21 protein-coding genes are annotated in these 25,046 nt (G+C 72.8%); 12 read left to right on the forward strand and 9 right to left on the reverse strand.

The annotated features are described in order from the left end of the window. Nucleotides 1-25 precede the first annotated feature (25 nt). From manA to B7W94_RS13645, 4 genes are all read left to right on the forward strand, one after another. Nucleotides 26-1,153 carry a mannose-6-phosphate isomerase, class I gene (manA, locus tag B7W94_RS13630; RefSeq protein ID WP_085607143.1) on the forward strand — a complete coding sequence of 376 codons (1,128 nt, stop codon included), beginning with the start codon at nucleotides 26-28 and terminating at the stop codon, nucleotides 1,151-1,153. Between the two features lie 154 nt (nucleotides 1,154-1,307). Next, complete coding sequence (locus tag B7W94_RS13635) at nucleotides 1,308-1,625, forward strand: WhiB family transcriptional regulator (protein WP_025103032.1); 318 nt, start codon at nucleotides 1,308-1,310, stop codon at nucleotides 1,623-1,625. A gap of 82 nt (nucleotides 1,626-1,707) precedes the next feature. Then, on the forward strand, nucleotides 1,708-4,764 hold the full coding sequence (locus B7W94_RS13640; RefSeq protein WP_085607145.1) for a glycosyltransferase: 3,057 nt from the start codon (nucleotides 1,708-1,710) through the stop codon (nucleotides 4,762-4,764). Then, the gene (locus B7W94_RS13645) at nucleotides 4,761-6,143 is read left to right on the forward strand and encodes a DUF5719 family protein (RefSeq protein ID WP_085607147.1); all 1,383 of its coding nucleotides are present in this window, start codon (nucleotides 4,761-4,763) and stop codon (nucleotides 6,141-6,143) included. The genes B7W94_RS13640 and B7W94_RS13645 overlap by 4 nt, the downstream gene beginning before the upstream one ends. Before the next feature lie 18 nt (nucleotides 6,144-6,161). Here B7W94_RS13645 and B7W94_RS13650 read toward each other — a convergent pair whose 3' ends face one another. After that, nucleotides 6,162-6,587 carry a hypothetical protein gene (locus B7W94_RS13650; protein WP_249521541.1) on the reverse strand — a complete coding sequence of 142 codons (426 nt, stop codon included), beginning with the start codon at nucleotides 6,585-6,587 and terminating at the stop codon, nucleotides 6,162-6,164. Nucleotides 6,588-6,664: 77 nt separating this feature from the next. Between B7W94_RS13650 and B7W94_RS13655 the strand changes: the two genes are divergently transcribed. Then, nucleotides 6,665-6,871, forward strand: coding sequence for a DUF3499 family protein (locus B7W94_RS13655; RefSeq protein ID WP_025103036.1), 207 nt, complete (start codon nucleotides 6,665-6,667; stop codon nucleotides 6,869-6,871). 43 nt (nucleotides 6,872-6,914) lie between these two features. Here B7W94_RS13655 and B7W94_RS13660 read toward each other — a convergent pair whose 3' ends face one another. Further along, nucleotides 6,915-7,724, reverse strand: a complete 810-nt coding sequence (locus B7W94_RS13660) for an RDD family protein (protein ID WP_025103037.1) — start codon at nucleotides 7,722-7,724, stop codon at nucleotides 6,915-6,917. 16 nt (nucleotides 7,725-7,740) lie between these two features. On the opposite strand from B7W94_RS13660, the gene B7W94_RS13665 reads away from it, so the two are divergent. Then, complete coding sequence (locus B7W94_RS13665) at nucleotides 7,741-8,733, forward strand: stage II sporulation protein M (RefSeq protein ID WP_025103038.1); 993 nt, start codon at nucleotides 7,741-7,743, stop codon at nucleotides 8,731-8,733. An 18-nt stretch (nucleotides 8,734-8,751) separates the two neighbouring features. On the opposite strand, the gene B7W94_RS13670 is transcribed toward B7W94_RS13665, so the two are convergent. The 5 genes from B7W94_RS13670 to B7W94_RS13690 form a co-directional block, all read right to left on the reverse strand. Next, nucleotides 8,752-10,059 carry a DUF58 domain-containing protein gene (locus tag B7W94_RS13670; protein ID WP_085607149.1) on the reverse strand — a complete coding sequence of 436 codons (1,308 nt, stop codon included), beginning with the start codon at nucleotides 10,057-10,059 and terminating at the stop codon, nucleotides 8,752-8,754. Next, nucleotides 10,060-10,983, reverse strand: coding sequence for an AAA family ATPase (locus B7W94_RS13675; RefSeq protein ID WP_231729611.1), 924 nt, complete (start codon nucleotides 10,981-10,983; stop codon nucleotides 10,060-10,062). Nucleotides 10,984-11,080: 97 nt separating this feature from the next. Continuing rightward, nucleotides 11,081-12,268, reverse strand: coding sequence for a DUF4350 domain-containing protein (locus B7W94_RS13680; protein ID WP_085607151.1), 1,188 nt, complete (start codon nucleotides 12,266-12,268; stop codon nucleotides 11,081-11,083). Beyond that, complete coding sequence (locus tag B7W94_RS13685; RefSeq protein WP_085607153.1) at nucleotides 12,265-12,936, reverse strand: DUF4129 domain-containing protein; 672 nt, start codon at nucleotides 12,934-12,936, stop codon at nucleotides 12,265-12,267. Before B7W94_RS13685 ends, B7W94_RS13680 begins: the two co-directional genes overlap by 4 nt. After that, the gene (locus B7W94_RS13690; RefSeq protein ID WP_253247443.1) at nucleotides 12,903-14,252 is read right to left on the reverse strand and encodes a glycerophosphoryl diester phosphodiesterase membrane domain-containing protein; all 1,350 of its coding nucleotides are present in this window, start codon (nucleotides 14,250-14,252) and stop codon (nucleotides 12,903-12,905) included. The genes B7W94_RS13685 and B7W94_RS13690 overlap by 34 nt, the downstream gene beginning before the upstream one ends. A gap of 95 nt (nucleotides 14,253-14,347) precedes the next feature. Between B7W94_RS13690 and mtrA the strand changes: the two genes are divergently transcribed. The 5 genes from mtrA to hpf all read left to right on the forward strand — a co-directional run bounded on the left by mtrA (nucleotide 14,348) and on the right by hpf (nucleotide 19,957). Then, on the forward strand, nucleotides 14,348-15,028 hold the full coding sequence (gene mtrA, locus B7W94_RS13695) for an MtrAB system response regulator MtrA (RefSeq protein ID WP_025103044.1): 681 nt from the start codon (nucleotides 14,348-14,350) through the stop codon (nucleotides 15,026-15,028). Between the two features lie 7 nt (nucleotides 15,029-15,035). After that, complete coding sequence (gene mtrB / locus B7W94_RS13700) at nucleotides 15,036-16,715, forward strand: MtrAB system histidine kinase MtrB (RefSeq protein ID WP_085607157.1); 1,680 nt, start codon at nucleotides 15,036-15,038, stop codon at nucleotides 16,713-16,715. Continuing rightward, nucleotides 16,712-18,430: an LpqB family beta-propeller domain-containing protein gene (locus tag B7W94_RS13705; RefSeq protein WP_085607159.1), complete on the forward strand. Its 1,719-nt coding sequence runs from the start codon at nucleotides 16,712-16,714 to the stop codon at nucleotides 18,428-18,430. The genes mtrB and B7W94_RS13705 overlap by 4 nt, the downstream gene beginning before the upstream one ends. A 91-nt stretch (nucleotides 18,431-18,521) precedes the next feature. Then, complete coding sequence (locus B7W94_RS13710; protein ID WP_085607161.1) at nucleotides 18,522-19,169, forward strand: ComF family protein; 648 nt, start codon at nucleotides 18,522-18,524, stop codon at nucleotides 19,167-19,169. A gap of 131 nt (nucleotides 19,170-19,300) precedes the next feature. After that, the gene (gene hpf / locus B7W94_RS13715) at nucleotides 19,301-19,957 is read left to right on the forward strand and encodes a ribosome hibernation-promoting factor, HPF/YfiA family (protein ID WP_085607163.1); all 657 of its coding nucleotides are present in this window, start codon (nucleotides 19,301-19,303) and stop codon (nucleotides 19,955-19,957) included. A gap of 64 nt (nucleotides 19,958-20,021) precedes the next feature. On the opposite strand, the gene B7W94_RS13720 is transcribed toward hpf, so the two are convergent. After that, the gene (locus B7W94_RS13720) at nucleotides 20,022-21,347 is read right to left on the reverse strand and encodes a hypothetical protein (protein WP_085607165.1); all 1,326 of its coding nucleotides are present in this window, start codon (nucleotides 21,345-21,347) and stop codon (nucleotides 20,022-20,024) included. An 80-nt stretch (nucleotides 21,348-21,427) separates the two neighbouring features. Then, complete coding sequence (locus B7W94_RS13725; RefSeq protein WP_085607167.1) at nucleotides 21,428-22,042, reverse strand: PadR family transcriptional regulator; 615 nt, start codon at nucleotides 22,040-22,042, stop codon at nucleotides 21,428-21,430. A 188-nt stretch (nucleotides 22,043-22,230) separates the two neighbouring features. On the opposite strand from B7W94_RS13725, the gene secA reads away from it, so the two are divergent. Further along, nucleotides 22,231-25,035 (forward strand): preprotein translocase subunit SecA, encoded by a 2,805-nt coding sequence (gene secA, locus B7W94_RS13730; protein WP_025103051.1) that lies wholly within the window; start codon nucleotides 22,231-22,233, stop codon nucleotides 25,033-25,035. Nucleotides 25,036-25,046: the final 11 nt, after the last annotated feature.

Raw genomic sequence — 25,046 nt, forward strand, 5'->3', positions numbered from 1 at the left:
TCGCCCCGGGCTCTACGCTGGGGGCATGCTGCGCAGCCTCACGAACGTGCCCCGCGACTACGCCTGGGGGTCGCCGTCGCTCCTCGCCGAACTCGAAGGGCGCGTGCCGTCCGGGGCGCCCGAGGCCGAGGTGTGGTTCGGCGACCACCCGGGCGACCCCGCCGACCTCGACGGCGGAGGGACGCTGGACGAGGTGACGGGTGGCACGCTGCCCTACCTGCTGAAGCTGCTCGCGGCCGCGCGGCCGCTGTCGATCCAGGTGCACCCGACGAAGGAGCAGGCGAGGGCCGGCTGGGCGCGGGAGAGCGCCCTGCCGCTCGACGACCCGCGACGCAACTACCGCGACGACAACCACAAGCCGGAGCTCCTCGTCGCCCTCAGCGAGCGCTTCGAATCGCTCAGCGGTCTGCGTCCGGTCGCCGACACCCTGCGTCTCCTCGACGCCCTCGACGACGTCCCGGGGGTGCGGTCCCTGCGCGAGCGGCTCACGGGCGCGGCGGACCCGCTCGGAGACGCGATCGGGTGGCTGCTCGGGGGAGAGGCGCAGACCGCGGTGGACGAGGTCATCGCCGCCGTCCGCCGTGCCGCGGACGGACCCGCCGGTCAGGAGCACCCGTCGCTGCGCGCCGTCGCCGCCATCGCCGAGACCTCGCCCGGAGATCCGGGGGTCGTGGTCGCTCTGCTCATGAACCATCTCGTGCTGCGTCGCGGCGAGGGCGTCTTCCTGCGGGCGGGCCTGCTGCACGCGTACCTCTCCGGTCTCGGCGTGGAGATCATGGCGGCCAGCGACAACGTGCTCCGCGGCGGCCTGACGCCCAAGCGCATCGACGTGCCGGAGCTGCTCGCGATCCTGGACACCACGCCCGGCGAGGTGCCGGTGCTGCGGCCGGAGGGCGACGAGGCCGTGACGACGTACTCCGTGCCGGTGCCGGACTTCGCCCTCCGCCGGGTGCGCCTCGACGGCGAGCCGATCGCCGTGGAGGTGGACGGCCCGACGATGGTGCTGGCCACCGGCGGTGCGGTCCGCGTGGCCACGGAGTCGGGAGCGGACATCGCGCTCCGGGTCGGTGCGGTCGCCTTCGCCGATGCCGAGGAGCGCCGCCTGACGCTCTCGGGCACGGGGGAGGCCTTCGTGGCCACCCCCGGGCACTGATCCGCGCGGGCGCGACACGCCGAGAGACGTCCATGAACCTTCAAGAATCGCTTGAGGGTTTACGATCCGCGACTTGACCGCAGCGAATGACACGGGTGTAATTAGGTGAGCACGGCCCGCCAGGGGGGCGGTTTTTGAAGGGTTGGAGGTCGAGATGACGGGATACCGTTCCGATGTGCCGGAGAACTGGTTCGTCGATCCGGTCAACCTCGGTGTCCCCGGGGTCCGCCGGTCCGACCCGGACGACGACAACGCCCTCGCGTGGCAGAGCGACGCCCTGTGCTCGCAGACCGACCCCGAGGCCTTCTTCCCGGAGAAGGGCGGCTCCACGCGCGACGCCAAGCGCATCTGCACCTCGTGCGACGTGCGTGGCGAGTGCCTCGAGTACGCGCTGGCCAACGACGAGCGCTTCGGCATCTGGGGCGGCCTCTCCGAGCGCGAGCGTCGCAAGCTCAAGCGCCGCGCCAGCTGACGCCTCTCCGCCGCGCGGCTTCGTGGGCGCGCCGGGAGCGGTGCGCTACCCGGCGTGACAGCGCGCATAGGCTGACCACGTCATGCCAGCCCGAGTTCATGCCCTCATCGTCGCGCGCCCCGGCCCTTCCGCACGCGCCCAGCTCCTCCGCACGCTCGACGCCGTGCGCGCCCAGACCGTCCCGCCCGCGGCCGTCACGCTGATCATGTGCGGCGACGCCGCCACCGCTCGGGAGAGCGAAGCGGTCGCCGCCACGGTCGAGGGCATCATCGAGGCGCGGCCCTCGACGTCCTTCGCCGAGGCCATCGACCTGGCGCGCCCCCGCATCCTCGACGGCTCCGCGATCTGGATCCTCGCGCAGGACACCGCGCCGCACCCGCGCGCCCTGGAGCGCCTCACCGGCATGCTGGAGCGCTCGCCGTCCGCCGCGATCGTCGCGCCGAAGCTCGTCGCCACCGACAACGACCGCGAGATCGTGTCCCTGGGTGTGAGCATGACCACCTTCGGCCGCGCGGTGGAGCTCGCGGCGGGGGAGCTGGATCAGGGCCAGCACGATCGGATGGACGACGCTCTCGGCGCCGACATCCGCGGCCTGCTCATCCGCGGCGAGGTGCGCGAGACCCTGCGCCCCGATCCCGCCCTGGCCGGCGCGGACGAGGGTCTCGATCTCGGCGTGCGCGCTCGGCTCGGAGGCGGTCGGGTCGTGCTCGCCCCGGCGGCGCGGGTCTCCGCCGCTCCGGACGGTCCGGCGGCACTGCCGACAGGACGATCCCGCCGTGCCTTCGTCACCCGTCTCGCGCAACTGCATCGGCGTCTCGCTTACGCCCCGGCGGCCGCAGTCCCCCTGCACTGGCTGACCTTCCTGCCCCTCGCGCTCTGGCGCTCCCTCGCCCATCTCGTCGGCAAGCGGCCGGAGGCGGTGTTCCCGGAGTGGGGAGCCGCCCTCACCGCCATGCTCCGGTTCGGGGCCGTCGCCCGATCGCGGGCTCGGATCCGGTCCTTCCGCTCCTCCACCTGGGCGAGCATCGCCCCGCTGCGGGTCACGCCGTCGCAGTTGCGACGCCGGCTCGACGACGGGCACGGCAGCGAGCACGGAGCCGTCAGCGAGCTCCGCTTCTTCTCCGGCGGCGGGGCGTGGGCGGTCCTGGCCGCTCTCGTGGTGAGCATCGCCTCCTTCACCAGCCTCCTCGCCTGGCCGGCGCTGGGCGGGGGCGGCCTGCTTCCGCTGCGGGAGACCGTCGGCGCGCTGTGGCGGGACGCGGCCTGGGGGATGCGCGGGGTCGGTCTCGACGTCGGCGGCCCCGCCGATCCGTTCGCCGCCGTCGTCGCCCTGCTCGGCTCGCTGTGGCCCGGTGCGCCCTCCTTCGCGGTGGTCCTGCTGTGGATCCTCGCGCTTCCCCTCGCCGTCCTCGGCGGGTGGTTCGCCGCCACCCGGGTCACCGATCGTGCCGGTCTGCGCATCTTCGCCGGTATCGCGTGGGCCCTCGCGCCGACCTTCCTCACCGCGCTCGTCGACGGCCGACCGGCCGCGGTCCTCGTGCATCTGCTGCTGCCGTGGCTGTTCCACTCCGCGGTCGTCGCACACCGCTCCTGGGGCGCCGCCGGCAGCGCGTCCCTGCTCCTCGCCGCCGTCGTGGCGTGCGCACCGGTCCTCGCGCCGGCGCTCGCCGTGCTGTGGGTCGTGGCGCTCGGGATCGTGCTCGGCACCGCGCAGTTCCGCGGCGCCGGCCGCCTTCTCTGGCTGCCCCTGCCCACGGCTGCCCTGTTCGCGCCGCTGGTCTTCTGGCAGCTCGCCCACGGCACCCCCCTGGGCCTGTTCGCGGACCCCGGCCTGACCTGGCTCGGGCCGCAGGCCGCGGCCGATGCCGCCGGGCGTCTCGCCCTCGCCACCGGGTTCCCGACCGAGGATCTCGCCGGCTGGGCGACGGTCGTCCCCGGCACCTGGGCGGCACTGCTGTGCGCTCCGCTCGCGCTGCTCGCCCTCGGGTCCGCCGTGTCCCCGCGGTGGCGCGCCGGCATCACTCTCCTGGTCGTCGCCCTGACCGGCCTGGCGACCGCGTTCCTCGCCGTGGGCGTCAGCGTCGCCTTCACGCAGGGCACCGCCGTCCCGATCTGGCCGGGCACCGGATTGAGCCTCGCGTGGATCGGCGTGGTCGGCGCCGCGACGGTCACCCTGGACACGGCCTTCCCGCTGCCTCGGCTCCGCGTCGCCGCGACGGGTGTGGCGGCTCTCGCACTCGTCGCCTGCGCCGTACCTGCCCTCACCGCGCTCCACACCGATCGATCCGCGCTGACCAACGGTCCCGAATCGACGCTTCCGGCGTACGTGCGCGCACAGGCGGCCGGAGACCAGCCCGTCGCGACCCTCATCCTCACGCCGCAGAACGACGGCGGGCTCGCCGTCGAGGTCGTCCACGGCGCCAGTGAGACCCTGGGCGCACAGACGACGATGCTCTCGACCGCGGTCGAGCCCCAGGGCGACGACGTCTCCACCCTCGCGGTGGACCTCATCTCGGCCCGCGACTTCGACGCGCCCTCGGAACTGCTCGACCGGGGGATCAGCTACGTGCTCCTCGCGGCGGTGGACGATGAGGGGGATCGGGCCCGGTCGCTGCGGACCGCGTCCGTGGCGGCCATCGACCAGCGCGCCGGTCTCATGCAGGCCGGGTCCACCGACCGCGGCGTCCTGTGGCGTCTCGAGGGGAAGCCCGCCGCGCCCGCCGAGCTGAGCGGGAGCGCGGAGGGCACGGCGCGCCTCGTCGTGACCGTCCAGCTGCTGGTCGTCCTCGCCGCCCTGCTGCTGTCCATCCCGACCCGTGCGTCGCGGCGCGCCGCGCGGGCGCGGTCCCGCATCGTCGGCCGAGCGCCCGAGGAGCCGCTGGTGCTCCCGCGGCACGCCGAGGATCGCGAGCCGGAGACCGTGGACGAGCCCCCGGTGGGTGCCGTGGAGGACCCGCAGGACGAACCGGCTCTCCGCGACGAGGCCCTTGCCCCGATCGCGGACGCCGAACCAGGGGACGACGGCGCGGATCCGCCGCAGGCGGCGGATGAGGACGACACCACGGGTGCTCCCGACGCGCACGGCGGCCCGGTCGCCGCACGCCAGGACGACGCCCGCACGGCGGAGGAGGACCGATGACCGGCACGCGCGCATTCCGAGTCGTCGCCACGAGCGCGCGCCTCGCCACCGGCGTCGTGGTCGCGGCGGCGTGCGTCGTCGGGGTGGTCGCGGCGGTGCACGCCCCGTGGCCCACCGTGACCCATGAGCCCGCACAGGAACAGGTGACGCCGCTTCCCGGGGACAGCGTCCTGCTGTGCTCCGGCGACTTCCGCGCCCTCGGTCGGAACACGGCGGCGCCGCTGGAGATGCGCGCCGCGGGCACGCCACGGGTGACCGCGGGAGGCACGTCGGGTGCACCGACGTCGTCGGGGCTCGCCGCCCCTGACCTCGTGGACGGCGACGACGTCCCCGTGCTCACCGGCGCGGTGGAGGGCCGGTCGGCGCCCCTGATCGCCGGAGCGGAGTCGGTGAGGCTCGCCGCCGACGACCTCGCGGGCCTCGCGGCCTCGCCCTGCGGCGTGCCGCGCCTGGAGTCGTGGTTGATCGGCGGGTCGGTCGGCACCGGTGCGGAGGACGTCGTCCTGCTCGCGAACGCCTCCGATGTCGCGGCGACCGTGACGCTCGCCGTCTACGGGACCGCTCGGGGCGGCCGCACAGTGATCGTGCCGCCGCGCACGCAGACCGCCCTTCCGCTGACCTCCGTCGCGGCGGGCAACGACGTGCCCGTCGTCAAGGTCAGCGCCGTCGGAGCCCCCGTGCGTGCTGTGCTGCAGTCCGCCCTGATGCGGGTGCTCGACCCCGTGGGCGCGGACCAGCAGGAGGCGGTCGCCGGCCCGCAGCAGCACCTCGTCCTCCCGGGGGTGCAGGCCTTCGAGACCGAGGGCGACCAGGGCGACATGACCGTCCTCCGCCTGCTCGCCCCCGGAGCGGACGCCACGGCGCGCGTGCGGGTCACGGGGCAGAGCGGTGCCGCCGGACTCGACGAGTTCGTCGTGCCGCTCACCGCGGACGAGCCGACGCAGGTGTCGCTGAGCGGACTGGAGCCCGGGACCTACACCGTGGAGATCGATGCGGACGCACCGGTCGTCGCCGGAGTCCGGCAGCAGGACGGCTTCGGGGCGGACTCCGACTTCGCCTGGGTGACGCCCGCACCGCAGATCGACACCGAGGTGGCCTTCGCGGTCCCCGCGGGGCCGAGCCCGAAGCTGCAGCTGGCCAACCCCGCGGACGAGGAGGTCACGGTCACCCTCCGCACGATCGAGGGAGACGCTCCGCAGGAGATCACCGTTCCGGCCGGCGGCACCCGCGCGGTCGAGGTCCGCGCCGATCGGTCCTACCTGCTCCAGCCCGCGGGGCCGGTGCACGCGGCGGTGACGCTGACGGGAGCCGGGGCGCTGGCCGTCCTGCCGGTCCCCGCGCCCGCCGGGGTGGAGAGCTCGATCACCGTCTATCCCTGAGCAGGGAGGGCGGCGCGTTCAGTGATCGTGCCCCAGGTCCCACGGCTCGCGGCCGACGTATTCGGCCGCGGCACGGAAGACGGCGCTCTCGATCGCCAGCCGGCGATGGGTGGCGTCGTCGTGGCCGGGGGGAAGGAGGCGCTCGATCGGGATGCGGAAGAGCACGATCCTCCGCCGGTCCCGGTCCAGGTGCCAGCGGGGCACCTCGCCGTCGGCCTCGGCGCTCGGCAGCGCACCGATCTCGAAGCGGACGTCCTGGAGCTCCGGCCACGTGCCGCGGAGGAACTCGACGGCGGTCCCGACGGTGAGGTCGAAGCGGTCGATGCGCCCGTCCAGCGGGGCGAGCGGGGGCTTCACGACCTCGCTGCGGCCGAGCCGTCCGTGCCGGCCGTGTCGCGCGCCGCGACGGACACCGGAGACGGAGGCGGATCGACGACGGGGCATGCCGAAAGTCTAGGCGCTGCGTACCCGCCCGGCGCGGCACCGCCGCCCGCGCGGCCGGGAGCCGTACGCTGACGGTGATGGACGGACGACTGTGCTCGAAGGTCGGCTGCGCGCGAGAGGCCGTGGCCACCCTCACATATGACTACGGCGACCAGATGGCCGCGCTCGGCCCGCTCGGCGCGGCCAACGACCCGCAGGCGCACGATCTGTGCGCGCCGCATGCCGATCGGCTGTCGGTTCCCGCGGGCTGGCTGGTCGTGCGTCACGAGGCCCTCCGCGCCTGACCGAAGACCGCCGCTCGAGGAGAACCACGGGTGCGGGCCGCCCTCAGACGCCCAGGCGCCGCCCGGTGAGCTTCTCCGCCCGACGGTCGGCGTTCTCCAGCGCCCGCCGCTCCCGCTCCCGCCGCAGCACGGTGACGCCGACCAGGACGAGCTCCGCGGGCGCGGCCGGCACGGGGGAGACGTACGGTGTCGCCTCGGCCAGCAGATCGGCCGCCACGCGCTCGCGCGCCGCCGGGAGCATGCGCGGGGCGCTCACGAGGAACTGCGAGATGCGGCGGGCGAGGCGGTCGGGGAGACGGGCCACGTCGGCGACCTGCGCCCACCCTGCCAGCGCGGGAGGCAGGACGGGAGCCGGGGTGAACAGCTTCGGCGTGCGCACCCGCTGGCTGTAGGTCCCGGCGACGAGGTCGCCCAGCCGCTGGGATCGCGCCGTGAAGGCGCCGACCAGGACCGCGAGGCCGCCGAAGGTGAGGTAGATCTCCAGCACACCGAGCAGGGCGCGGATGAACGCATGCCGGAACCCCGCCGCGCCGCCGTCCATCCGCACGATCCGCCCGCCGACCGCGAGCTTGCCGAGGCTGCGGCCCTTGAGGGCCACCTCCATCGTGATCGGCAGGACGACGAAGCTGACGACGAGGGAGGCCACGAGGGCGATGCGATCCGTGGCCGGGTCGAGCACGCCGATGTCGAGGAGCCAGAGGCGCAGGAAGATCGATCCGACGAAGACGGCGTAGCCCAGCAGCATGTCGATCACGGCCCCCGCCGCCCGGAGGAGGAACCCCACGGGCTGCACGTCGATCGCGACCGCCTCTCCGGAGAGCACCTCGTCGGAGACGTCGATCTGCGCGGACATGAGTACAGTAAATCAGGTGGATGCCGATGCCCTCGCCGATGCGCGCCGGTCCGAATGGGAGCGGTTGGACGCCCTGAGCCGGGCTCGTCTCGACGGCGCCGGCGTCGACGAGCTCATCGTGCGCTATCGCGCCGCCTCGGCCGACCTCGCGGAGCTGAAGACCTCCATCGGCGAGTCGCCGCAGGGCGCCTACCTCTCCACGATCCTCGTGCGCGCGCGACTCCGTCTCACCGGCGCCGCGGACAGCATCCTCACCCAGACGGCGCGCTTCTTCCGGCTGCAGCTGCCGGCGGCGCTGTACCGGCTGCGATGGACGACCCTCGTCATCGCTCTCGCCTTCGTGGCCGTCGCCGTCGGGACCGCCGCCTGGATCGCGAGCGATCCCGCCCTCGTCGCCACCCTCGGGCCGCCCGACGCCCTCCAGCAGTATGCCGACGAGAGCTTCACCGGGTACTACACGGAGAACCCCGCCGCGGTGTTCATGGGCATGGTCTGGACGAACAACGCCTGGATCGCGATGCAATGCGTGCTGTTCGGCGTGACCGGGATCTGGCCCGTCTACATGCTCGTGCAGAACGCCCTGGGCCTCGGCACGTCCGGGGCCGTGATGGCGATCCACGACAAGGCCGACCTCATGGTCCTCTACATCCTGCCGCACGGCATGCTGGAGATGACGTGCATCTTCGTCGCCGCGGCCGCCGGCCTGCACATGTTCTGGGCGTGGGTGGTGCCCGGCCCCCGCACGCGCGGTGAAGCGCTCGCCGCGGAGGGCAGGGCGCTGGCCACGGTCGCCCTCGGACTCGTGTTCGCGCTCTTCCTCTCCGGACTCGTGGAGGGCTTCGTCACCGGCTGGGCGCTGCCCTGGCCGGTCAAGATCGGCATCGGTGCGGCGGCGCTCGCGGTGTTCCTCATCTACATGCTCGTCGTCGGCCGCCGGGCGCACCTGCGGGGCGAGACCGGCGATCTGGTGGAGTACGAGTCGGGCACGCCACGGCTCGTCGCGGGCTGACGCCTCCGCGGACCGCGGTCAGAGCCGTCCCGCCGCCTTGAGCTCGAGGTAGCGGTCGGCGATCCGGGGCGGCAGATCCTCCGGGTCGGCGGCGATGGCCTCCCCGCCCGCCCGGCGGATCGCGTCCGCGACGTTCTCGGCGTCGCGAAGCGTGCGCTCGGCGGCGGCGGCGAGGTAGACCTCCTCGCGGGACCCCCGGGCACGGGCGAGCGCGGCGATGCCGTCATCGGTCACCGACCCGACGAGCACCGTGGTGGCCCGGGAGGCGTCGGGGAAGGCCCCGAGGAAGCCCCGGGCGGACTCGGCCGCGTCCTGAGCGGTGAGCACGACGATGAGGGAGGGGCGGGTCGTCAGGGTGCGCACCGCCGCGAAGGCCGCGTGCCAGTCCGTGTCGACGAGACGGGCGTGCACCGGGGCCATGGCGTCGGTCAGCGCGGGCAGGAGCCCGGTGCCGTCCACGCCGGTGACCCGCGCCCGGGTGACACGGTCGTGCATGAGCAGGTGCACGTGATCACCGGCGCGGGAGGCGAGCGCGGAGAGCAGCAGGGCCGCCTCCAGCGCGGCGTCGAGTCTCGTGCCGTCGCCCACGCGTGCGGCCGCCGTCCGTCCGGTGTCGACGATGAGGACGACGTGCCGATCGCGCTCCGGGCGCCAGGTGCGGAGCATCGTGGTGCCCGCGCGTGCCGTCGCCCGCCAGTCGATCGAGCGCACATCGTCGCCGCGCACGTACTCGCGCAGAGAGTCGAACTCCGTGCCCTGGCCGCGTACCTGGATGCTCGTGTTCCCGTCGAGCTCGCGCAGGCGCGCGAGCCGCGACGGCAGGTGCTTGCGCGAGGAGAACGCCGGCAGCACGCGGATCGCGCCGCGGACGGGGTGCCGCGCCTGGCGGCCGGCGAGGCCCAGCGGGCCGCGGGAGCGGAGCACGACGAAGGCGCTGACCAGCTCGCCGCGGCGTCGCGGACGGAGCGGGATGTCCACGCGCCGGCGCTCGCCAGGCGGGATGCGCAGGTGCTGTCGCGACTCCGGCGCGCCGGCGGTGGGCTGCCAGGCGTCGCGGAGGAGGACGTCGAGCAGTCGGGCCCCGCGGTTCTCCACCGCCACGCTGACCGGGATCTGCTCGCCGAGACGCGCACGCGCCGGGACGCGCCGGGTGACGGTCGCCGCGCGGGGGTCACCCGCGAAGACGAGATCGACCACGACGAGGAGCACGCAGAGCCCGATCCATCCGCCCAGCATGGCGTACGGCGGGTACCCCGCCAGTCCCGCGAGGACCAGCGGCACGATGCCGACGGCGAGGGCGACGGCGAGGCGGCCCGTGACGAACACCTAGATCGGCACCCGGGTCTGCTGGACCACCGACGTCAGCACGGCGTCGGCGGACACGCCCTCCATCTGGGCGTCGGGGCGGAGCTGCAGGCGATGCCGCCACACCGGGACGAGCATCGTCTGGACGTGGTCCGGGGTCACGGCGGTGGAGGCGTTGAGCCACGCCCATGCCTTCGCCGCGGCGAGCAGGCCGGTCGAGGCCCGGGGACTGGCGCCGAGCTCGACGGAGGGGGACTGCCGGGTCGCGCGGGCGAGGTCGACCACGTAGCCCAGGACATCGTCCGTCACGTCGACCCGCGCAGCCGCCTGCTGCGCGGCACGGATCTCGTCGGCGCCGATCACCGCCTCGACGCCGGTGAGCTCCCGCGGGGAGAAGCCCTGGGCGTGGCGTCGCAGCACGGACACCTCCGCGTCCCGCTCCGGCATGCCCACGACGAGCTTCATCAGGAAGCGGTCGAGCTGCGCCTCCGGCAGCGAGTACGTCCCCTCGTGCTCGATGGGGTTCTGCGTCGCCGCGACGAGGAAGGGATCGGGCAGCGCGCGGCTGACGCCGTCCGCGGAGACCTGGCGTTCCTCCATCGCCTCCAGGAGCGCCGCCTGGGTCTTGGGAGGCGTGCGGTTGATCTCGTCCGCGAGCAGGATGTGCGTGAACACCGGTCCGGCGCGGAAGTCGAACTCCCCGGTCCTGGCGTCGTACACGAGGGATCCCGTGACGTCGCCCGGCATCAGGTCGGGGGTGAACTGGACCCTCTTGGTGTCGAGCCCCAGAGCCCGCGCGAACGAGCGCACCACGAGGGTCTTCGCCACTCCGGGCACCCCCTCGAGCAGGACGTGGCCGCGGGCCAGGAGCGAGACGAGCAGGCCGGTGACCGTACCGGCCTGGCCGACCACCGCCTTGTCGACCTCGGTGCGGACGCGGTGCATGGCCTGGCGCAGCGCGGCGTCGTCGGCGGGACTGTTCTCGTCGGTCACGGGGTCTCCTCGGCTTCGGTCGGGAAAAGGATGCGGGGTGGGCAGGTGCTCATGCGTCGCTCCGTGGGGTCTGCGCGCTCGTCTCCACGGCGGTCTCCAGCTCGTCGAGGCGTCGGGCGAGGGTGACCAGTGCCGCGTCGTCGGTGGGCGGCGGTCCCGCCAGCAGGCTCTGCAGCGTGCCGCGCGGGATCCGCAGCCGGTCGGCGGCGGCGTCCGCCACCTCGTCCGCACTCGCGTGCACGGCCAGGCCCAGCCGCCGCGCCAACCGCCGACGGGTTCCCTCTCGGAGCGCCTCGGTCGCGTGCGGGGCGTCGGCCGCCCTCGCCGTCAGACGGGCGCGTCCGTGCATCGTCTCCGAGGCGCGCACGGTGACCGGCAGGGTCTCGGCGACGAGCGGACCGAATCGTCGGCCCCGGGCCACGGCCACGGCCAGGCCCGCGGTGAGCAGCAGCAGGATCGCCGGGGTGACCCAGTCCGGGGTGAGGGTGCCGAGCGTATCGGGGGTCGCGCCCTGGATGTCGGTGTCCTCGTAGGACGGCACGTACCAGACCACGCGCGCGGTCTGTCCGAGCAGGGCGAGACCGAGCGCGGCGTTGCCGTCCTCGGCGAGGGTCGCATTGCTGAAGAGCTTGACGCCCTCGACGACGGCTCGGTGTCCGTCACGGTCGTCCACCAGCACGGCGGCCGCATCGCCGTCGGCGAAGCAGCCGGTGACACCGTCGGCGGGGGCGAAGAGTCGATCGGGACGGATGTCGCCGACCTCGGCGAACGCGGGCACGGCGCACGCGGCCGGCCGGGGGGCCGCCGAGCCGGAGGCATTCTCGCCGATCGCCAGCTCGGAGAGGAGGTGCGTGCCGGTGGAGAGGAAGACCACACGGTCGGCCGGCGCGAGCAGATCCGCCAGAGCCTCGTCGGAGAGCGTGTAGGGGTTGGTCAGGGCGAGCGTGCTGTCCTCGTCGAGGGCGGCCGCGGCTGCCGCCCGGGAGCGGACGACCTCGACCTCGACGCCCTGATCCCGGAGGAGCTCGGCGAGCGCCAGGGCGCCGGTGTCGGACCGGCTCTCCGGGTCGAGCGCGCCCCGCGCACCGGGACCGGTCGCGGCGAGCTGCGAAGCCGCGAGGGCCACGGCGATCACGAGCACCGCGACGAGGACCCATCCCCACAGGGACGCGGTGCGACGCTTCGGCCGCTCCGCGGTGGTGTCGACGGCCTCGTCGGGAGGGGCGGTCGTCGTCATGCCGGCACCGCCTCTGGGCGGTGGGCGCGGAGCCGCTCGTCGGTCGCGGCGAGGTGGCGGTAGTCGTCTTCGGCGGCGGGATGGCGCAGGTACCGCACATCGTCGAAGGACGCGGCGGCGCGGCGCAGGGACTCGGCCTCCTCGGCGAACACCGCGCTCGCGGACCGGGCGATCGACTGCGCGGTCGCGCCGGGTGCCGGATCGATGAGATCGCGCTCGAGCAGGCTGCGGGCGATGGCCCGATAGCGCAGCACGACAGCCGTGTCCCAGTCGTTCTGCCGTGCGCTGCGCTCGGCATCGGCGCGGAGCTGCGCGGCGCTGCGATCGTCGGCGGCGCCGAGCAGGTCGCCCTGGGGGCGGCGGATCGCTCGCGACCGTCGGGGACGTCCCCAGACGAGCAGAGCGGTGACCAGGGCCGCCGCGATGAGCACCGTGACGACGATGAGCGCGGTGGGGCCGACGTTCGCGCCGTTGTCCCCGCTGAAGAGGTCGCCGAGGAAGCGCATCACGTCGCGCGCGAACAGATCGAACCAGGTGGGCTTCGCGTCCGCGTACCGCGGGTTGGACAGCTCCTCCTCGGCCCAGCGTCGTGCCTCCTCCCCGTCCGGGACGAAGACGTCGTCGAAGCGCCGCATCATGGCTGCGGGGAGCTGCCCGGAGCCGTCCATCCGCCTCCCGCATCGGCATCGGCGGGGGGCGAGGCCGGGGGTGCCGGCGCGGGTGGGGGCGGCGGGGCGAAGGAGGGAGGCGCCGTCTGCGCACCCGGCGCCGGATATCCGGGAGCCCCGTATCCGGGAGCCCCGTATCCGGGAGCCCCGTATCCGGGCGCGCCGTACCCGGGGGCGCCGTATCCGGGGGCGCCGTACGCCTGCGTCATCATGACGTGCTCCGGCACCTGACGCGGCGGGGGAGCGCTGGTGACGGCCCGCGAGGGATCGACCGCGAAGGGATCGCCGAGCTGATCCTCGGGGACGCCGAGGTCGCGGCGCTCGACATGGGAGAGGAGGGCCTGGTCGAGACCCTCATAGCGCATCCGGCAGTCGAGGTAGACGAGCACGCCGCCGGTGCTCTGCACGACGATGGCGATCGCCTGCAGGATCAGCAGGAGAACCTGCGGGGCGAGGAGGGCGAAGACGTACCCGACCACCGCGCTCGGCTCACTGGCGCCGGTGGGCGCGATGACGGTGCCGAGGAACGAGGAGAGCATGGCGGTCGGGAAACTGACCACCTGCATCGCCAGGCCCATGATCAGGCTGATGAGGAAGGTCACGCCGAATGCGACCCAGAAGCGGCCGCGGGTCAGGCGCCAGGACCGCACGAACGCCTCGCGGAACCGGGCGCGCTCCAGCACGAGGATCGACGGGACGAGCAGCAGCTTGGTCGACAGCCACACCGTGAGCGGGATCGCGGCCAGGCCCAGGAGGACCACGACGAGCACGACGATGCCGATCATCTCCGGGGTGCCGCCGAGGCCGCCGGCGATGAGCGCGCCGATGACGCCCGCGACGATGGCGAGGCCGCCGAAGAGGGCGAGCACCGAGAGGGAGGCGAATCCCGCGAGCCGCCAGAATGCCGGGGCCATCCGGCGCCACAGCATGCGCAGCGTGGCCTTGACGCCGACCGTGGCGTAGCCGACCTCGGCGGCCACGACGCCCTGCATGATCGCGGTGAACGCGATGGACGCGAGCCCGACGAGGAGCCCGGCGAGGAGGTTGATGGCGATCGTGCCGGCGAACACGGCCTCGAAGTCGGGGGAGGAGGGGGAGACCGTCTCCAACCGGGAGAACGTCGTGAACAGGACGACGCCCATCACCCCGGCCGTGGCGATGACCACGATGAGCTGGATGACGACGGCGAACCCGAACAGGACCTTGGGGTTGTGCCGCAGCGCCGCGAAGGCCTTGCCCAGCAGCATGCCGAAGGTCAGCGGGTGAAGGGGGATGATGCCCTTCCGGGGAGCTGGGGTCCACGTCTGGCCGCTCACGGGCCTCCCTCCGTCGTGCGCTCCCATCGTGTCATATCCTCGCGCTGAGGCGCAGACCTGCGGAGGGCGGGACTCGGTGCCATAAGGTAACAGTTATGACCTCACGCATCCTTGTGGTCGACGACGACACCGCGCTCGCCGAGATGATCGGCATCGTGCTGCGCACGGAGGGATTCGAGCCGGTGTTCTGCGCGGACGGCGCGCGCGCCGTCGACGAGTGGCGCGCGCAGCGTCCCGACCTGGTGCTCCTCGACCTGATGCTCCCCGGTATGGACGGCATCGAGATCTGCACGCGGATCCGCGCCGAGTCGGGGGTGCCGATCATCATGCTGACGGCACGCAGCGACACGGCCGACGTGGTGCGCGGTCTCGAGGTCGGCGCCGACGACTACATGGTCAAGCCGTTCAATCCCAAGGAGCTCGTGGCCCGCATCCGCACCCGGCTGCGGCCGACACCGCAGGCCTCCAGCGAGCAGCTGCGGATCGGCGACCTCACCGTCGACGTGGACGCGCACGAGGTGCGCCGCGGGACGACGCCGATCGCCCTCACGCCGCTGGAGTTCCAGCTCCTCGTGGCCCTCGCCTCCAAGCCGCAGCAGGTGTTCTCCCGCGAGATGCTCCTCGAGCAGGTCTGGGGCTACCACTACAAGGCCGACACGCGGCTCGTGAACGTGCACGTGCAGCGCCTGCGGGCGAAGGTCGAGCTCGACCCGGACAACCCCAAGATCGTCATGACGGTCCGCGGCGTGGGCTACCGCGCCGGCAGCGTCACCTAGAGACCCCATGGCCGCGACGACAGCGACCACGGCCGTCGCCGTCCTCCGCGACTGGCGCGGCTGGCCGGACGTGCTGGCGGCGCTGTGGCGACGGTCGCTCCGGTTCCGCACCCTCGCGATCACCCTGGTCGCCACGTCGCTGGCGATCTTCATCACGTGCGTCACGATGGCGCTCGTCATCCAGAACGACCTCTTCGTGTCGCGGAAGAACGTCGCGCTGGAGGATGCCCGCCGGGCGGTGGACCAGGCGCAGTCGCTCCTGGACGTGGCGGAGGTGGGCGACGACCCCGCGGCGCTGACCGATCTCTGGAACGGCATCCCGGACACCCTCTCGCGCACGTCGAGTGCCGACCAGCTCGCCGGCTTCAAGATCCAGGACGGTTCAGGGACGGTACGGCTCAACGGCTTCACCGCCGGGCTGACGCCGGATCTGCTGAGCCCCGAGCTGCAGGCCCGGGTCCGCGAGTTCGACGACCGGCAGGCCTGGCAGTCCGTCGCCCTGCTCACCGAGGATGGCGGCGTCGTGCCGGGCATCGTCGTGGGGCAGCAGCTCCAGGTGCCGCAGGCCGGATCCTTCGAGATCTACTTCGCCTACGACCTCGCCGACGCCGACCAGACCCTCGTCTTCGTGCAGAGGACCCTGTGGATCGCCGGCATCGGGCTGGTCGCCATCGTCGCGGCCATCTCCTGGATCGTGCTGCGGACCGTGTCGACCCCGATCGTCCAGGCGGCGGAGACGAGCGCGCGGCTCGCGGCGGGCGATCTCGGTGTGCGGCTGGAGGTGCACGGCGAGGACGAGCTCGCGACCCTCGGCCGCTCCTTCAATGCGATGGCCGACAGCATCGAGGCGCAGATCAAGGAGCTCGGCGAGCTGTCCATGGTGCAGCAGCGCTTCGTGTCCGACGTCTCGCACGAGCTCAGGACCCCGCTGACGACGATCCGCCTCGCCGCCGACATGCTCAACGACCAGCGTGACGAGTTCGATCCCACGACCGCACGCACCGCCGAGCTCCTGCACGCGCAGGTGCAGCGGTTCGACACGCTGCTGGCCGACCTGCTGGAGATCAGTCGCTACGACGCGGGGTCCGTGCAGCTCGAGCTGGAGGCCACGAGTCTCGCGCAGCTCGCGGAGGACGTGATCGAGCAGATGCGGCCGCTCGCGGAAGGGCACGGCACGGAGATCCGTCTCGTGGCACCCGGCGGCTACTCGCCGGTCGACATGGACCCGCGCCGCGTGCGGCGGGTGCTGCGCAACCTCATCGGCAACGCGATCGAGCACGGCGAGGGACGCCCGGTCGTCGTCACGGTGGACAGCAACCAGCACGCGGTGGCGGCCGGCGTCCGGGACTTCGGGCTGGGCATGGACCCCGGAGACGCGGAGCGGGTGTTCGACAGATTCTGGCGGGCGGACCCGTCGCGTCAGCGCACGATCGGCGGCACCGGGCTCGGGCTGTCGATCGCCCTCGGCGACGCCACCCTCCACGGCGGGACCCTGGCGGTCTGGTCCGAGCTCGGCGTCGGCTCCCACTTCGTCCTCACCGTGCCCCGCCACGACCGGGTGCTCGACGGACCCAGTCCGATCCCGGTGGAGCCGCAGGAGCCCCTCGCCGAGCTCGGTGATGCCACGCAGCCGATCTCCATCGCCGAGACGTACTCTGATCTCCTCGACGGGAAGGACCAGTCATGACCACGCGCGCGTCACGTCGCCTCCTCCGCGCCGCTGCCGTGGCGGTCGTGGCCCTGCTGCTGCCGGCCTGCGCGGGGCTGCCGACGAGCGGAGACGTGGCGGTCGGCCTCGAGCTCGGGGAGTCGCCGGACGACGTCGACGTCCTCCCCGTCGCCTCCGGACCGATCGCGGGTGCGGGGCCGGAGGAGATCGTGGAGGGCTTCCTCGAGGCGGGCATCACGACCTCGGACAACTGGGCCACGGCGCGCGAGTTCCTGGCGCCGTCGCTGCAGCGGAGCTGGCGCCCGTCGGCGGGCGTCTCCATCGACGCCGGAGCGGAGGCGCGGACCCTGACCTCGAACGTCGCCGATGACCAGGTCGAGGACGCCGACGAGGCCGAGGTGCAGGTACTGCTCGAGCTGGTCGCGAGCGTGGACGACTCCGGGGCGTACAGCGGTGCCCCCGGCGATTCGAGCATCCCGTTCGCCCTGGCCCGGGGCGAGGACGGCGAGTGGCGCATCACCCAGGCGCCGGACGGCGTCGTGATCGACGAGGCGCGGTTCCCCAACGTCTTCGAGGGGTACTCGCTGCAGTGGTTCGATGCAGGCTGGTCGCGGCTGGTCCCGGACATACGGTGGTTCCCCCGCCGTCAGAGCCCGGCGACCACGGTGACCCAGGCGCTCGTCGCCGGAACCCCGGCGGAGTGGCTCGATCCGGCGGTCCAGACGGCCTTCCCCGCCGACGTGCAGCTGGCGCAGGACGCGGTGCTGATCACGGCGCAGGTCGCCGAGGTGTCGCTGACCCGTCCCGCGGCTGGTCTCGACCGGACGACCCTGGCGCGCATGCGCACCCAGCTGCAGGCCACGTTGAGGGCCGCCGGCGTGAACGTCACCCAGGTGCGCTTCAGTGTCGACGGGAGGGCTCTCGACGCGGGGGTCGTCGAGCTCGCCGACTCCACGCCGGAACCGGGGACGCTGGTGCTGAAGGACGGCGTGTTCGGGCGCATCGTCGGCGACGAGATCGCGTCGATCCCCGCCATCAGCCCGCAGATCCAGTCCGTGTCGCAGCCGATCGAGGCGATCGACGTCGCCGCGGACGATGCGAGTGCCGCGCTCCAGCTCGACGACGGCCATGTGTACCTCGTGGGCAAGAGCTCGCGCGACGAGCTGGATGCTCGTCCGGGCCTGGTGCATCCGTCCCTCGACCCCTACGGCTACGTGTGGTCGGTCCCCGCGGGCGCGCCGCAGACCGTGCAGGCCGTCGGTCCGGACGTGGTCCCCCACAAGGTCGCCGGTGCCTGGCCGAGCGCCTCCTCCATCTCCGACCTGCGGGTGGCGGCGGACGGCGCCCGCGTGGCGGCGGTGATCGTGGTCGGCGGCCAGCGCTGGCTCGCGGTCGCGTCGGTGGTGCGGGACGGGTCCGGTGTGCCGACGGACCTCGGCGAGATGCGCCCGCTGCTCCAGCTCACCGAGGCGTCGACGGGACTCGCCTGGCTGGGTCCGGATCGCCTGGCCGTCCTGACCGATTCGTCCACCCCGCGGCTCCTGGTGCAGCCGGTCGGCGGTCCCGGGTCGGCGGAGACCGCACCCAGCGACGCCGCCTCGGTCGCCGGCGCCCGCACTCCCGCGGGCGTGCGCATCCTCGATGCCGATGGTCAGCTGTTCGCTCACGCCGGCTCGGCGTGGCGTGAGGTCACGGAGGGCGTCGCGATCCTCGCCACCCGCGCCGGGGAGTGACCACTCCTGCACAGCGGCGGATGACGTCCGTCCGCCCCCACCTCGTCCCCTTCGTGGCCCGCGCGGCGGCTCCGGGCGACAGGATGCCCGCATGGGGATCACGACACGGACGCACGCGCTCCTCGCCGAGATCGGCGCCCTGCTGCTCGCCGCGCGGTGCGCCGGGTGCGAGCGTCCGGGGACGCTGCTCTGCGACGACTGCCGGAACGCGCTCGATCCGTCGCCGCGCGAGGTGCGCACGCCGGCGGGCCTGCGGGTCCGAGCCGCGCTCGCTCTGGAGGGTCCCGCAGCGTCCTGCATCCGGCGGATGAAGGGGGAGGGCGACACGCTCCTGGCCCGGCCGCTCGGCGCCGCGCTCGCCGCTGTCCTGACGCCCGTCCTCGTCCCCGGGGTCTGGGTGGTCCCGGTGCCGACCTCGCGCGCCGCGTTCCGTCGTCGGGGTACCCGCGTTCCGGAGCTCCTCGTCCGGCGCGCCGGAGCCGATCCGCAGCGCGTCCTGACCCTCACGCGCCGGGTGCGCGACCAGCGCGAGCTGGCTGCCCCGGACCGCGCCGCGAACGTCCGCGGGGCGATGATCTCGCGGCGCCGGGGGCTCGGGGCCCCGGCGGTGGTCGTGGACGACGTGGTCACGACGGGAGCCACGCTCGACGAGGCGGTCCGGGCGCTCGTCGCCGCCGGGTTCGTGGTCGTCGGGGCCGTCGCGCTCGCCGCCACGCCGAAGTCGCCGGAATCCGGATGAGGTTCATCGAAGACTCACCGGAGACACAGGGTCGAGGGCCGTGACATCCGCCGCGCGTCGGACTACGGTGGGGTGTCACAAGGCGACCACGGTCCGCCCTTGGCCGGGTGGACCGGGACAAGGAGGCAGCAATGGAAACGAGCATCGTGGGCGTCGGAGTGGGCATCACCGATCGCTTCCGCACCGTCGTCGAAGAGAAGATCGCCAAGATCCAGACACTCGCCGCCAAGGCGCAACGTCTGGACGTGAAGGTCACGCACCGGGTCTACCGCAACGGGCGCGTCCCGGACGAGACGGTCGAGCTGACGCTGGTCGGCAAGGGCCCCGTGGTCCGTGCCGAGGCCGTCGACGGCGACAAGTTCGTGGCTCTCGACCTCGCGATCGACAAGATGACGGAGCAGCTGCGCCGCGCGAAGGAGAAGCGCGTCGACGGACGACAGCATCCGCGCGGCCCGCACTTCGAGAAGGGCAGCGGTTCGCTCGAGGGCATCGACGTGCAGCCGGCCTCCGCCGAGGTGCTGCACGCCGTCGCGACCGGCAGCATCCCGGTGCAGAGCGAGGAGGAGGAGGACTACTCGCCCGTCGTCATCCGCACGAAGAGCTTCGAGGCGGAGTGGATGACGGTGGAGGAGGCCGTCGACCGGATGGAGCTCGTCGGGCACGACTTCTTCCTCTTCGTCGATGCGCGCACCGACCACCCGAGCGTGGTCTACCGCCGCAAGGGCTGGGACTACGGTGTCATCGCCCTGAGCACGCAGGCTCCGCCCGCCGAGGCGCTCGCCTCCTGATACGACCGAGAACGGCCCGACCCCCGCGGGGGTCGGGCCGTTGTCGTGCGAAGACCGGACGGCGTCAGTCGAAGATGCCGTCGAGGATGCTGCCGATGACGAGCCCGCCGAGGATGCCGGAGGCGAGGTCGCCGCCGCCCATCCCGCCGCCGCGACGAGGACCGCCGCCCCAGCCGCCGCCCCAGTCCTGATCCTGCGGGCGGGACGAGTCGATGTCGCGCTGCGCGAGCTGGAGGGCCTCCGCGGCGAGGTGCGCGACCCGGCGGGCCTGGGCGAGCGCCGCCTCGCGGGTCTCTTCGGCAGGAAGCAGGGCCGGGAGATCGACGCGGAGTCGTTCCGCCTCGGCGAGACGGGTGCGCGCATCGGCGCCGATCCATCCGCGATGCCCGGCGATGAGCCCGCGGGCGACGCCCAGCTGGCGGTCGGCGTCGTCGATCGCGTGCTGGACCTGCGCGATGCTCGGCAGCGGATTCTCGGCGCGATGCCGGGCCGTGGCGATCGCGTCGTCGAGGCCGGCGTTGGCTTCGCGCAGACGCGAGAGCTCGGCGAACGGGTCGTTGGGCTGGCCCGAGGGGGTGAGGGAGGCCAGGGCCGCCTGCAGCCGGGCGACGGCCTCCGCCACGGCGGGCGTGGAGGGAGCGGTCCGGGCGGCGATGAGGTCGTTACGGGAGTCGGCGATGACCTCGGCCAGGGTCGACTCGGCGCGCAGGGCCTCGATCTCGAAGTCCTCCACCGCGTCGAGCAGGGCAGCGGCGCGACGCGTCGCCTCGGTGGCCGTCTCCAGCGCGAGGTTCGCCTCCTCGTTCTGCTTCGCCGCGCGGCGACGCTCCGAGATGTCGGCGCTGTGGGTCGCGAAACGGATCAGCTGCTCCGCCTCGGCCGCGCTGGCGGTGATCTGATGCATGGCGGAGTCGGAGTAGCGGGCGGACAGCCGGGACACCGTCTCGTCCGTCTGCGGGATGCGGGCGCTCAGCGCCTCGGCGTCCGCGCGGACCTGGGCGATGATCTCGGGCGCGCGCCGCACCTTCGCGACGGACTCCGCGAGCACGGTGGTCTTCTCGTCCAGGAGGTCCTGGGCCCAGTCGCAGAGCTGCAGGATGCGCGCGTTCCGCGTGCGCAGCTCCTCGTCGGTGTCCGGGATCTCGTCGTGGTTGAGCTGGTGGAGCTGGAAGGCCTCCCGCAGGTGCGTGCGCACCGACAGCAGCGCGGCCTTGAGGTCGGCGGTCAGGGACTCGCCGAGCTCAGCCTCCGCGAAGACGAGCTCGTCGGAGGTGGTGCGGATGCGCTCGTCGGCGGCGACGAGTGCCTGTTCCGCACGCCGGGCGAGGTCCGCGTCCTGTGCGGCGAGTTCTTCCTGTTCGCGTTTGCGTCTGCCCCAAAATCCAGCCATGTGCCGATCCTAGTTTCCCGGGCGCGTGCGCGGGCTGAGCATCCGCTCCAGGCGAACGGCGGGCATCGTCGGCTGGTGCGTCAGGCGGGGAGGGCGACGGGGGAGGGCGTCGCCTTCGCGGGGCGTCCTCGCTTGGGGCGTTCGGTGGTCAGCTCCAGGGCCATCTCGGGATGGGGGTGTTGCGCGAGTCGGGCCTCCGCCTGGTCGAGCCACCGGAGTTCGGCCTCCGCGGCGCAGACGAGCGAGTCGAGGACGAGGGACCACGCGAGATCCTCGGGGCTGCCGGCGGCGAGGCCGGGGGAGGGCGTGCGCCGCAGGTCCTCGAGCCGCTGCCGCGAGGCGTCCCGCTGGCTGCGGAGGATGGCGGCGGCATCGACTCCGGGCAGCGTGGCCGCGACGGCGAGCTTCACGGCGAGCTCCTCGCGCGTCGCGGGAGCGCGGAGCACGGGGGTGGTGAGCCAGCGTGCCGCCTCGGCCGAGCCCGCGGGCGTGATGCGCCAGTACACGTGACCGTGGTCGTCGGCCTCCCCGCGCTGGACCAGTCCGTCCCGCTCGAGCCGCTCCAGGGTGTTGTAGATCTGGCCGACGTTGAGCGGCCAGGTCGATCCGGTCCGGCGGTCGAATTCGTGGCGGAGCTGGTAGCCGTAGCAGGGGCCCTGGTCGAGGATGGCGAGCAGGCTCTGGCGTACGGACATGACCGGTCTCCCGAGGATGGCGGATGGAAAGCAGTGCCGAGTATATGCATACCCGGCAATTTCCCGGACGCGGCGCGGCGGACCCATGCAGGCGACGTGGAGGTCACAGGCCGGTAACATGGCAAAGTATGCCTGGCGCTCGCCTCACGGCGGCCGGCGAATGACCCAATGACAGGGAGATGACATCCGTGGCGAATCCTCTTGAGAAGCTGCTGCGCGCAGGTGAGGGGCGGATCATCCGCCGTCTGAACCAGGTGGTGAAGGCGGTGAACGCCCTCGAGGAGGACATCTCCCAGCTCACGGACGACGAGCTGCGCAACGAGACCGCCGAGCTGCGCGCCCGCTACGAGAAGGGTGAGACGCTCGACCAGCTCATGCCCGAGGCCTTCGCCGCGGTGCGCGAGGCCGCAAAGCGGACGCTCGGCATGCGCGCCTACGACGTGCAGATCATGGGTGGTGCCGCCCTCCACCTCGGGAACATCGCCGAGATGAAGACCGGTGAGGGCAAGACCCTCGTCGCCACCTTCCCCGCCTATCTGAACGCCATCGCGGGCAAGGGCGTGCACGTCATCACCGTGAACGACTTCCTCGCGAGCTACCAGGCGGAGCTCATGGGCCGCGTCTACCGCGCCCTCGGCATGACGACGGGCATCATCGTCTCCGGCCAGACACCCGCCGTGCGCCGCGAGCAGTACGCGGCCGACATCACCTACGGCACGAACAACGAGTTCGGCTTCGACTACCTCCGCGACAACATGGCCTGGCGCAAGGAGGACCTCGTCCAGCGCGAGCACTTCTTCGCGATCGTCGACGAGGTGGACTCCATCCTCATCGACGAGGCCCGCACGCCGCTCATCATCTCCGGACCGTCGTCCGGCGAGGCGAACCGCTGGTTCGCGGAGTTCGCCAAGATCGCGCGCACGCTCGTCGCCGGCGAGGACTACGAGGTCGACGAGAAGAAGCGCACCGTCGGCGTCCTGGAGCCGGGCATCGAGAAGGTCGAGGACTACCTCGGCATCGACAACCTCTACGAGTCCGCCAACACGCCGCTCATCTCGTTCCTGAACAACTCGATCAAGGCGCTCGCGCTGTTCAAGAAGGACACCGACTACGTCGTCATGAACGACGAGGTCATGATCGTCGACGAGCACACCGGACGCATCCTCGTCGGACGCCGCTACAACGAGGGCATCCACCAGGCGATCGAGGCGAAGGAGGGGGTGCCGGTCAAGGCCGAGAACCAGACCCTCGCCACCGTCACTCTGCAGAATTACTTCCGCCTCTACGACAAGCTCGCCGGCATGACCGGTACGGCCGAGACCGAGGCCGCCGAGTTCATGTCGACGTACAAGCTCGGCGTCATCCCGATTCCCACCAACAAGCCGATGATCCGCAAGGACCAGCCGGACCTGGTGTACAAGAACGAGGCGGCGAAGTTCGCGCAGGTCGTGGAGGACATCGCCGAGCGCCACGCGAGCGGGCAGCCGGTGCTGGTCGGCACCACCAGCGTCGAGAAGAGCGAGTACCTGTCGCGCCTGCTCGCCAAGAAGGGCGTTAAGCACGAGGTCCTGAACGCGAAGAACCACGCCCGTGAGGCGGAGATCGTCGCCCGCGCCGGCCGCCTCGGCGCCGTCACGGTCGCGACGAACATGGCCGGCCGAGGCACCGACATCATGCTCGGCGGAAACGCCGAGTTCCTCGCGGTGCAGGAGCTGAAGGCGAAGGGACTCGACCCGGTGGAGACGCCGGAGGAGTACGAGGTCGCCTGGGACGAGACCTACGAGACCATGAAGAAGGTCGTCGAGGAGGAGGCCGAGAAGGTCATCGAGGCCGGTGGCCTCTACGTGCTCGGCACCGAGCGCCACGAGTCGCGCCGCATCGACAACCAGCTGCGCGGTCGGTCCGGTCGTCAGGGCGACCCCGGCGAGAGCCGCTTCTACCTGAGCCTCACCGACGACCTCATGCGGCTGTTCCAGTCCGGCGCCGCCGAGGCGATCCTCGCCCGCACGAACTTCCCCGACGACGTGCCGATCGAGTCGGGTCTCGTGTCCCGGGCGATCCGCAGCGCCCAGTCGCAGGTCGAGGCCCGCAACGCCGAGATGCGCAAGAACGTCCTCAAGTACGACGACGTCCTCAACCGTCAGCGCGAGGCGATCTACGCCGACCGCCGCCACATCCTCCAGGGCGACGACATCGCCGATCGGGTGCAGCACTTCATCGAGGACGCGATCAGCGGCGTCGTGAAGGACCACACCGGCGAGGGCCACAACGAGAGCTGGGACTTCGACGCCCTCTGGACCGAGCTGAAGACGCTGTACCCGGTGAGCGTCACGATCGACGAGGTCGTGTCGGAGGCCGCAGGACGCAAGGGCGGCATCACCGCCGAGGGCCTGACGCGTGAGCTGCTGTCGGACGCGAAGATCGCCTACGAGAAGCGCGAGGAGTCGCTGGGCGAGGCCGCGACCCGGGAGCTCGAGCGTCGCGTCGTCCTGCAGGTGCTCGACCGCCGCTGGCGCGACCACCTGTACGAGATGGACTACCTCAAGGACGGCATCGGCCTCCGGGCGATGGCGCAGCGCGATCCGCTCATCGAGTACCAGCGCGAGGGTTACGCGATGTTCCAGTCGATGATGGGCCAGATCAAGGAGGAGTCGGTCGGCTACCTCTACAACCTCGAGGTCGAGGTCCGTCGCGCCGGCGACGCCGAGACGGCGGAGGTCGAGGCCAAGGGGCTCGCCACCGACGGTGGAGAGCAGCGCCTGGAGTACTCGGCGGCGAACGACGCCGGCGAGGTCGAGGTCCGCAACGACCGCGGGCAGGTCCAGCAGGCCGCGACCGACCGGATGCGCCAGGCCGCGGCCCGGGCGCAGGCTCCGCAGCAGGCCGAGCCGGAGGAGGCCCCGCGCGGCGCCTTCGGCCAGCGCACGGAGCCGGCCGCCCCGGCGGCGGGCAACCGCGAGCAGCGGCGCGCGCAGAGCAAGAAGAAGAAGTAGCCTTCGGGTGA

Source organism: Microbacterium sp. LEMMJ01 (assembly GCF_002114135.1).
Lineage (GTDB): Bacteria > Actinomycetota > Actinomycetes > Actinomycetales > Microbacteriaceae > Microbacterium.

What these genes read in the sequence shown, in the direction of transcription:
- B7W94_RS13645 (WP_085607147.1), top strand. Translation starts at nt 4,761, where the DNA reads ATGACCGGCACGCGCGCATTCCGAGTCGTCGCCACGAGCGCGCGCCTC.
- B7W94_RS13635 (WP_025103032.1), top strand. Translation starts at nt 1,308, where the DNA reads ATGACGGGATACCGTTCCGATGTGCCGGAGAACTGGTTCGTCGATCCG.
- B7W94_RS13710 (WP_085607161.1), top strand. Translation starts at nt 18,522, where the DNA reads ATGGGGATCACGACACGGACGCACGCGCTCCTCGCCGAGATCGGCGCC.
- manA (WP_085607143.1), top strand. Translation starts at nt 26, where the DNA reads ATGCTGCGCAGCCTCACGAACGTGCCCCGCGACTACGCCTGGGGGTCG.
- B7W94_RS13705 (WP_085607159.1), top strand. Translation starts at nt 16,712, where the DNA reads ATGACCACGCGCGCGTCACGTCGCCTCCTCCGCGCCGCTGCCGTGGCG.
- mtrB (WP_085607157.1), top strand. Translation starts at nt 15,036, where the DNA reads ATGGCCGCGACGACAGCGACCACGGCCGTCGCCGTCCTCCGCGACTGG.
- B7W94_RS13640 (WP_085607145.1), top strand. Translation starts at nt 1,708, where the DNA reads ATGCCAGCCCGAGTTCATGCCCTCATCGTCGCGCGCCCCGGCCCTTCC.
- B7W94_RS13675 (WP_231729611.1), bottom strand. Translation starts at nt 10,983, where the DNA reads ATGCACCGCGTCCGCACCGAGGTCGACAAGGCGGTGGTCGGCCAGGCC.
- B7W94_RS13680 (WP_085607151.1), bottom strand. Translation starts at nt 12,268, where the DNA reads ATGACGACGACCGCCCCTCCCGACGAGGCCGTCGACACCACCGCGGAG.
- B7W94_RS13725 (WP_085607167.1), bottom strand. Translation starts at nt 22,042, where the DNA reads ATGTCCGTACGCCAGAGCCTGCTCGCCATCCTCGACCAGGGCCCCTGC.
- B7W94_RS13720 (WP_085607165.1), bottom strand. Translation starts at nt 21,347, where the DNA reads ATGGCTGGATTTTGGGGCAGACGCAAACGCGAACAGGAAGAACTCGCC.
- mtrA (WP_025103044.1), top strand. Translation starts at nt 14,348, where the DNA reads ATGACCTCACGCATCCTTGTGGTCGACGACGACACCGCGCTCGCCGAG.
- B7W94_RS13685 (WP_085607153.1), bottom strand. Translation starts at nt 12,936, where the DNA reads ATGGACGGCTCCGGGCAGCTCCCCGCAGCCATGATGCGGCGCTTCGAC.
- B7W94_RS13650 (WP_249521541.1), bottom strand. Translation starts at nt 6,587, where the DNA reads ATGCCCCGTCGTCGATCCGCCTCCGTCTCCGGTGTCCGTCGCGGCGCG.
- hpf (WP_085607163.1), top strand. Translation starts at nt 19,301, where the DNA reads ATGGAAACGAGCATCGTGGGCGTCGGAGTGGGCATCACCGATCGCTTC.
- B7W94_RS13655 (WP_025103036.1), top strand. Translation starts at nt 6,665, where the DNA reads ATGGACGGACGACTGTGCTCGAAGGTCGGCTGCGCGCGAGAGGCCGTG.
- B7W94_RS13660 (WP_025103037.1), bottom strand. Translation starts at nt 7,724, where the DNA reads ATGTCCGCGCAGATCGACGTCTCCGACGAGGTGCTCTCCGGAGAGGCG.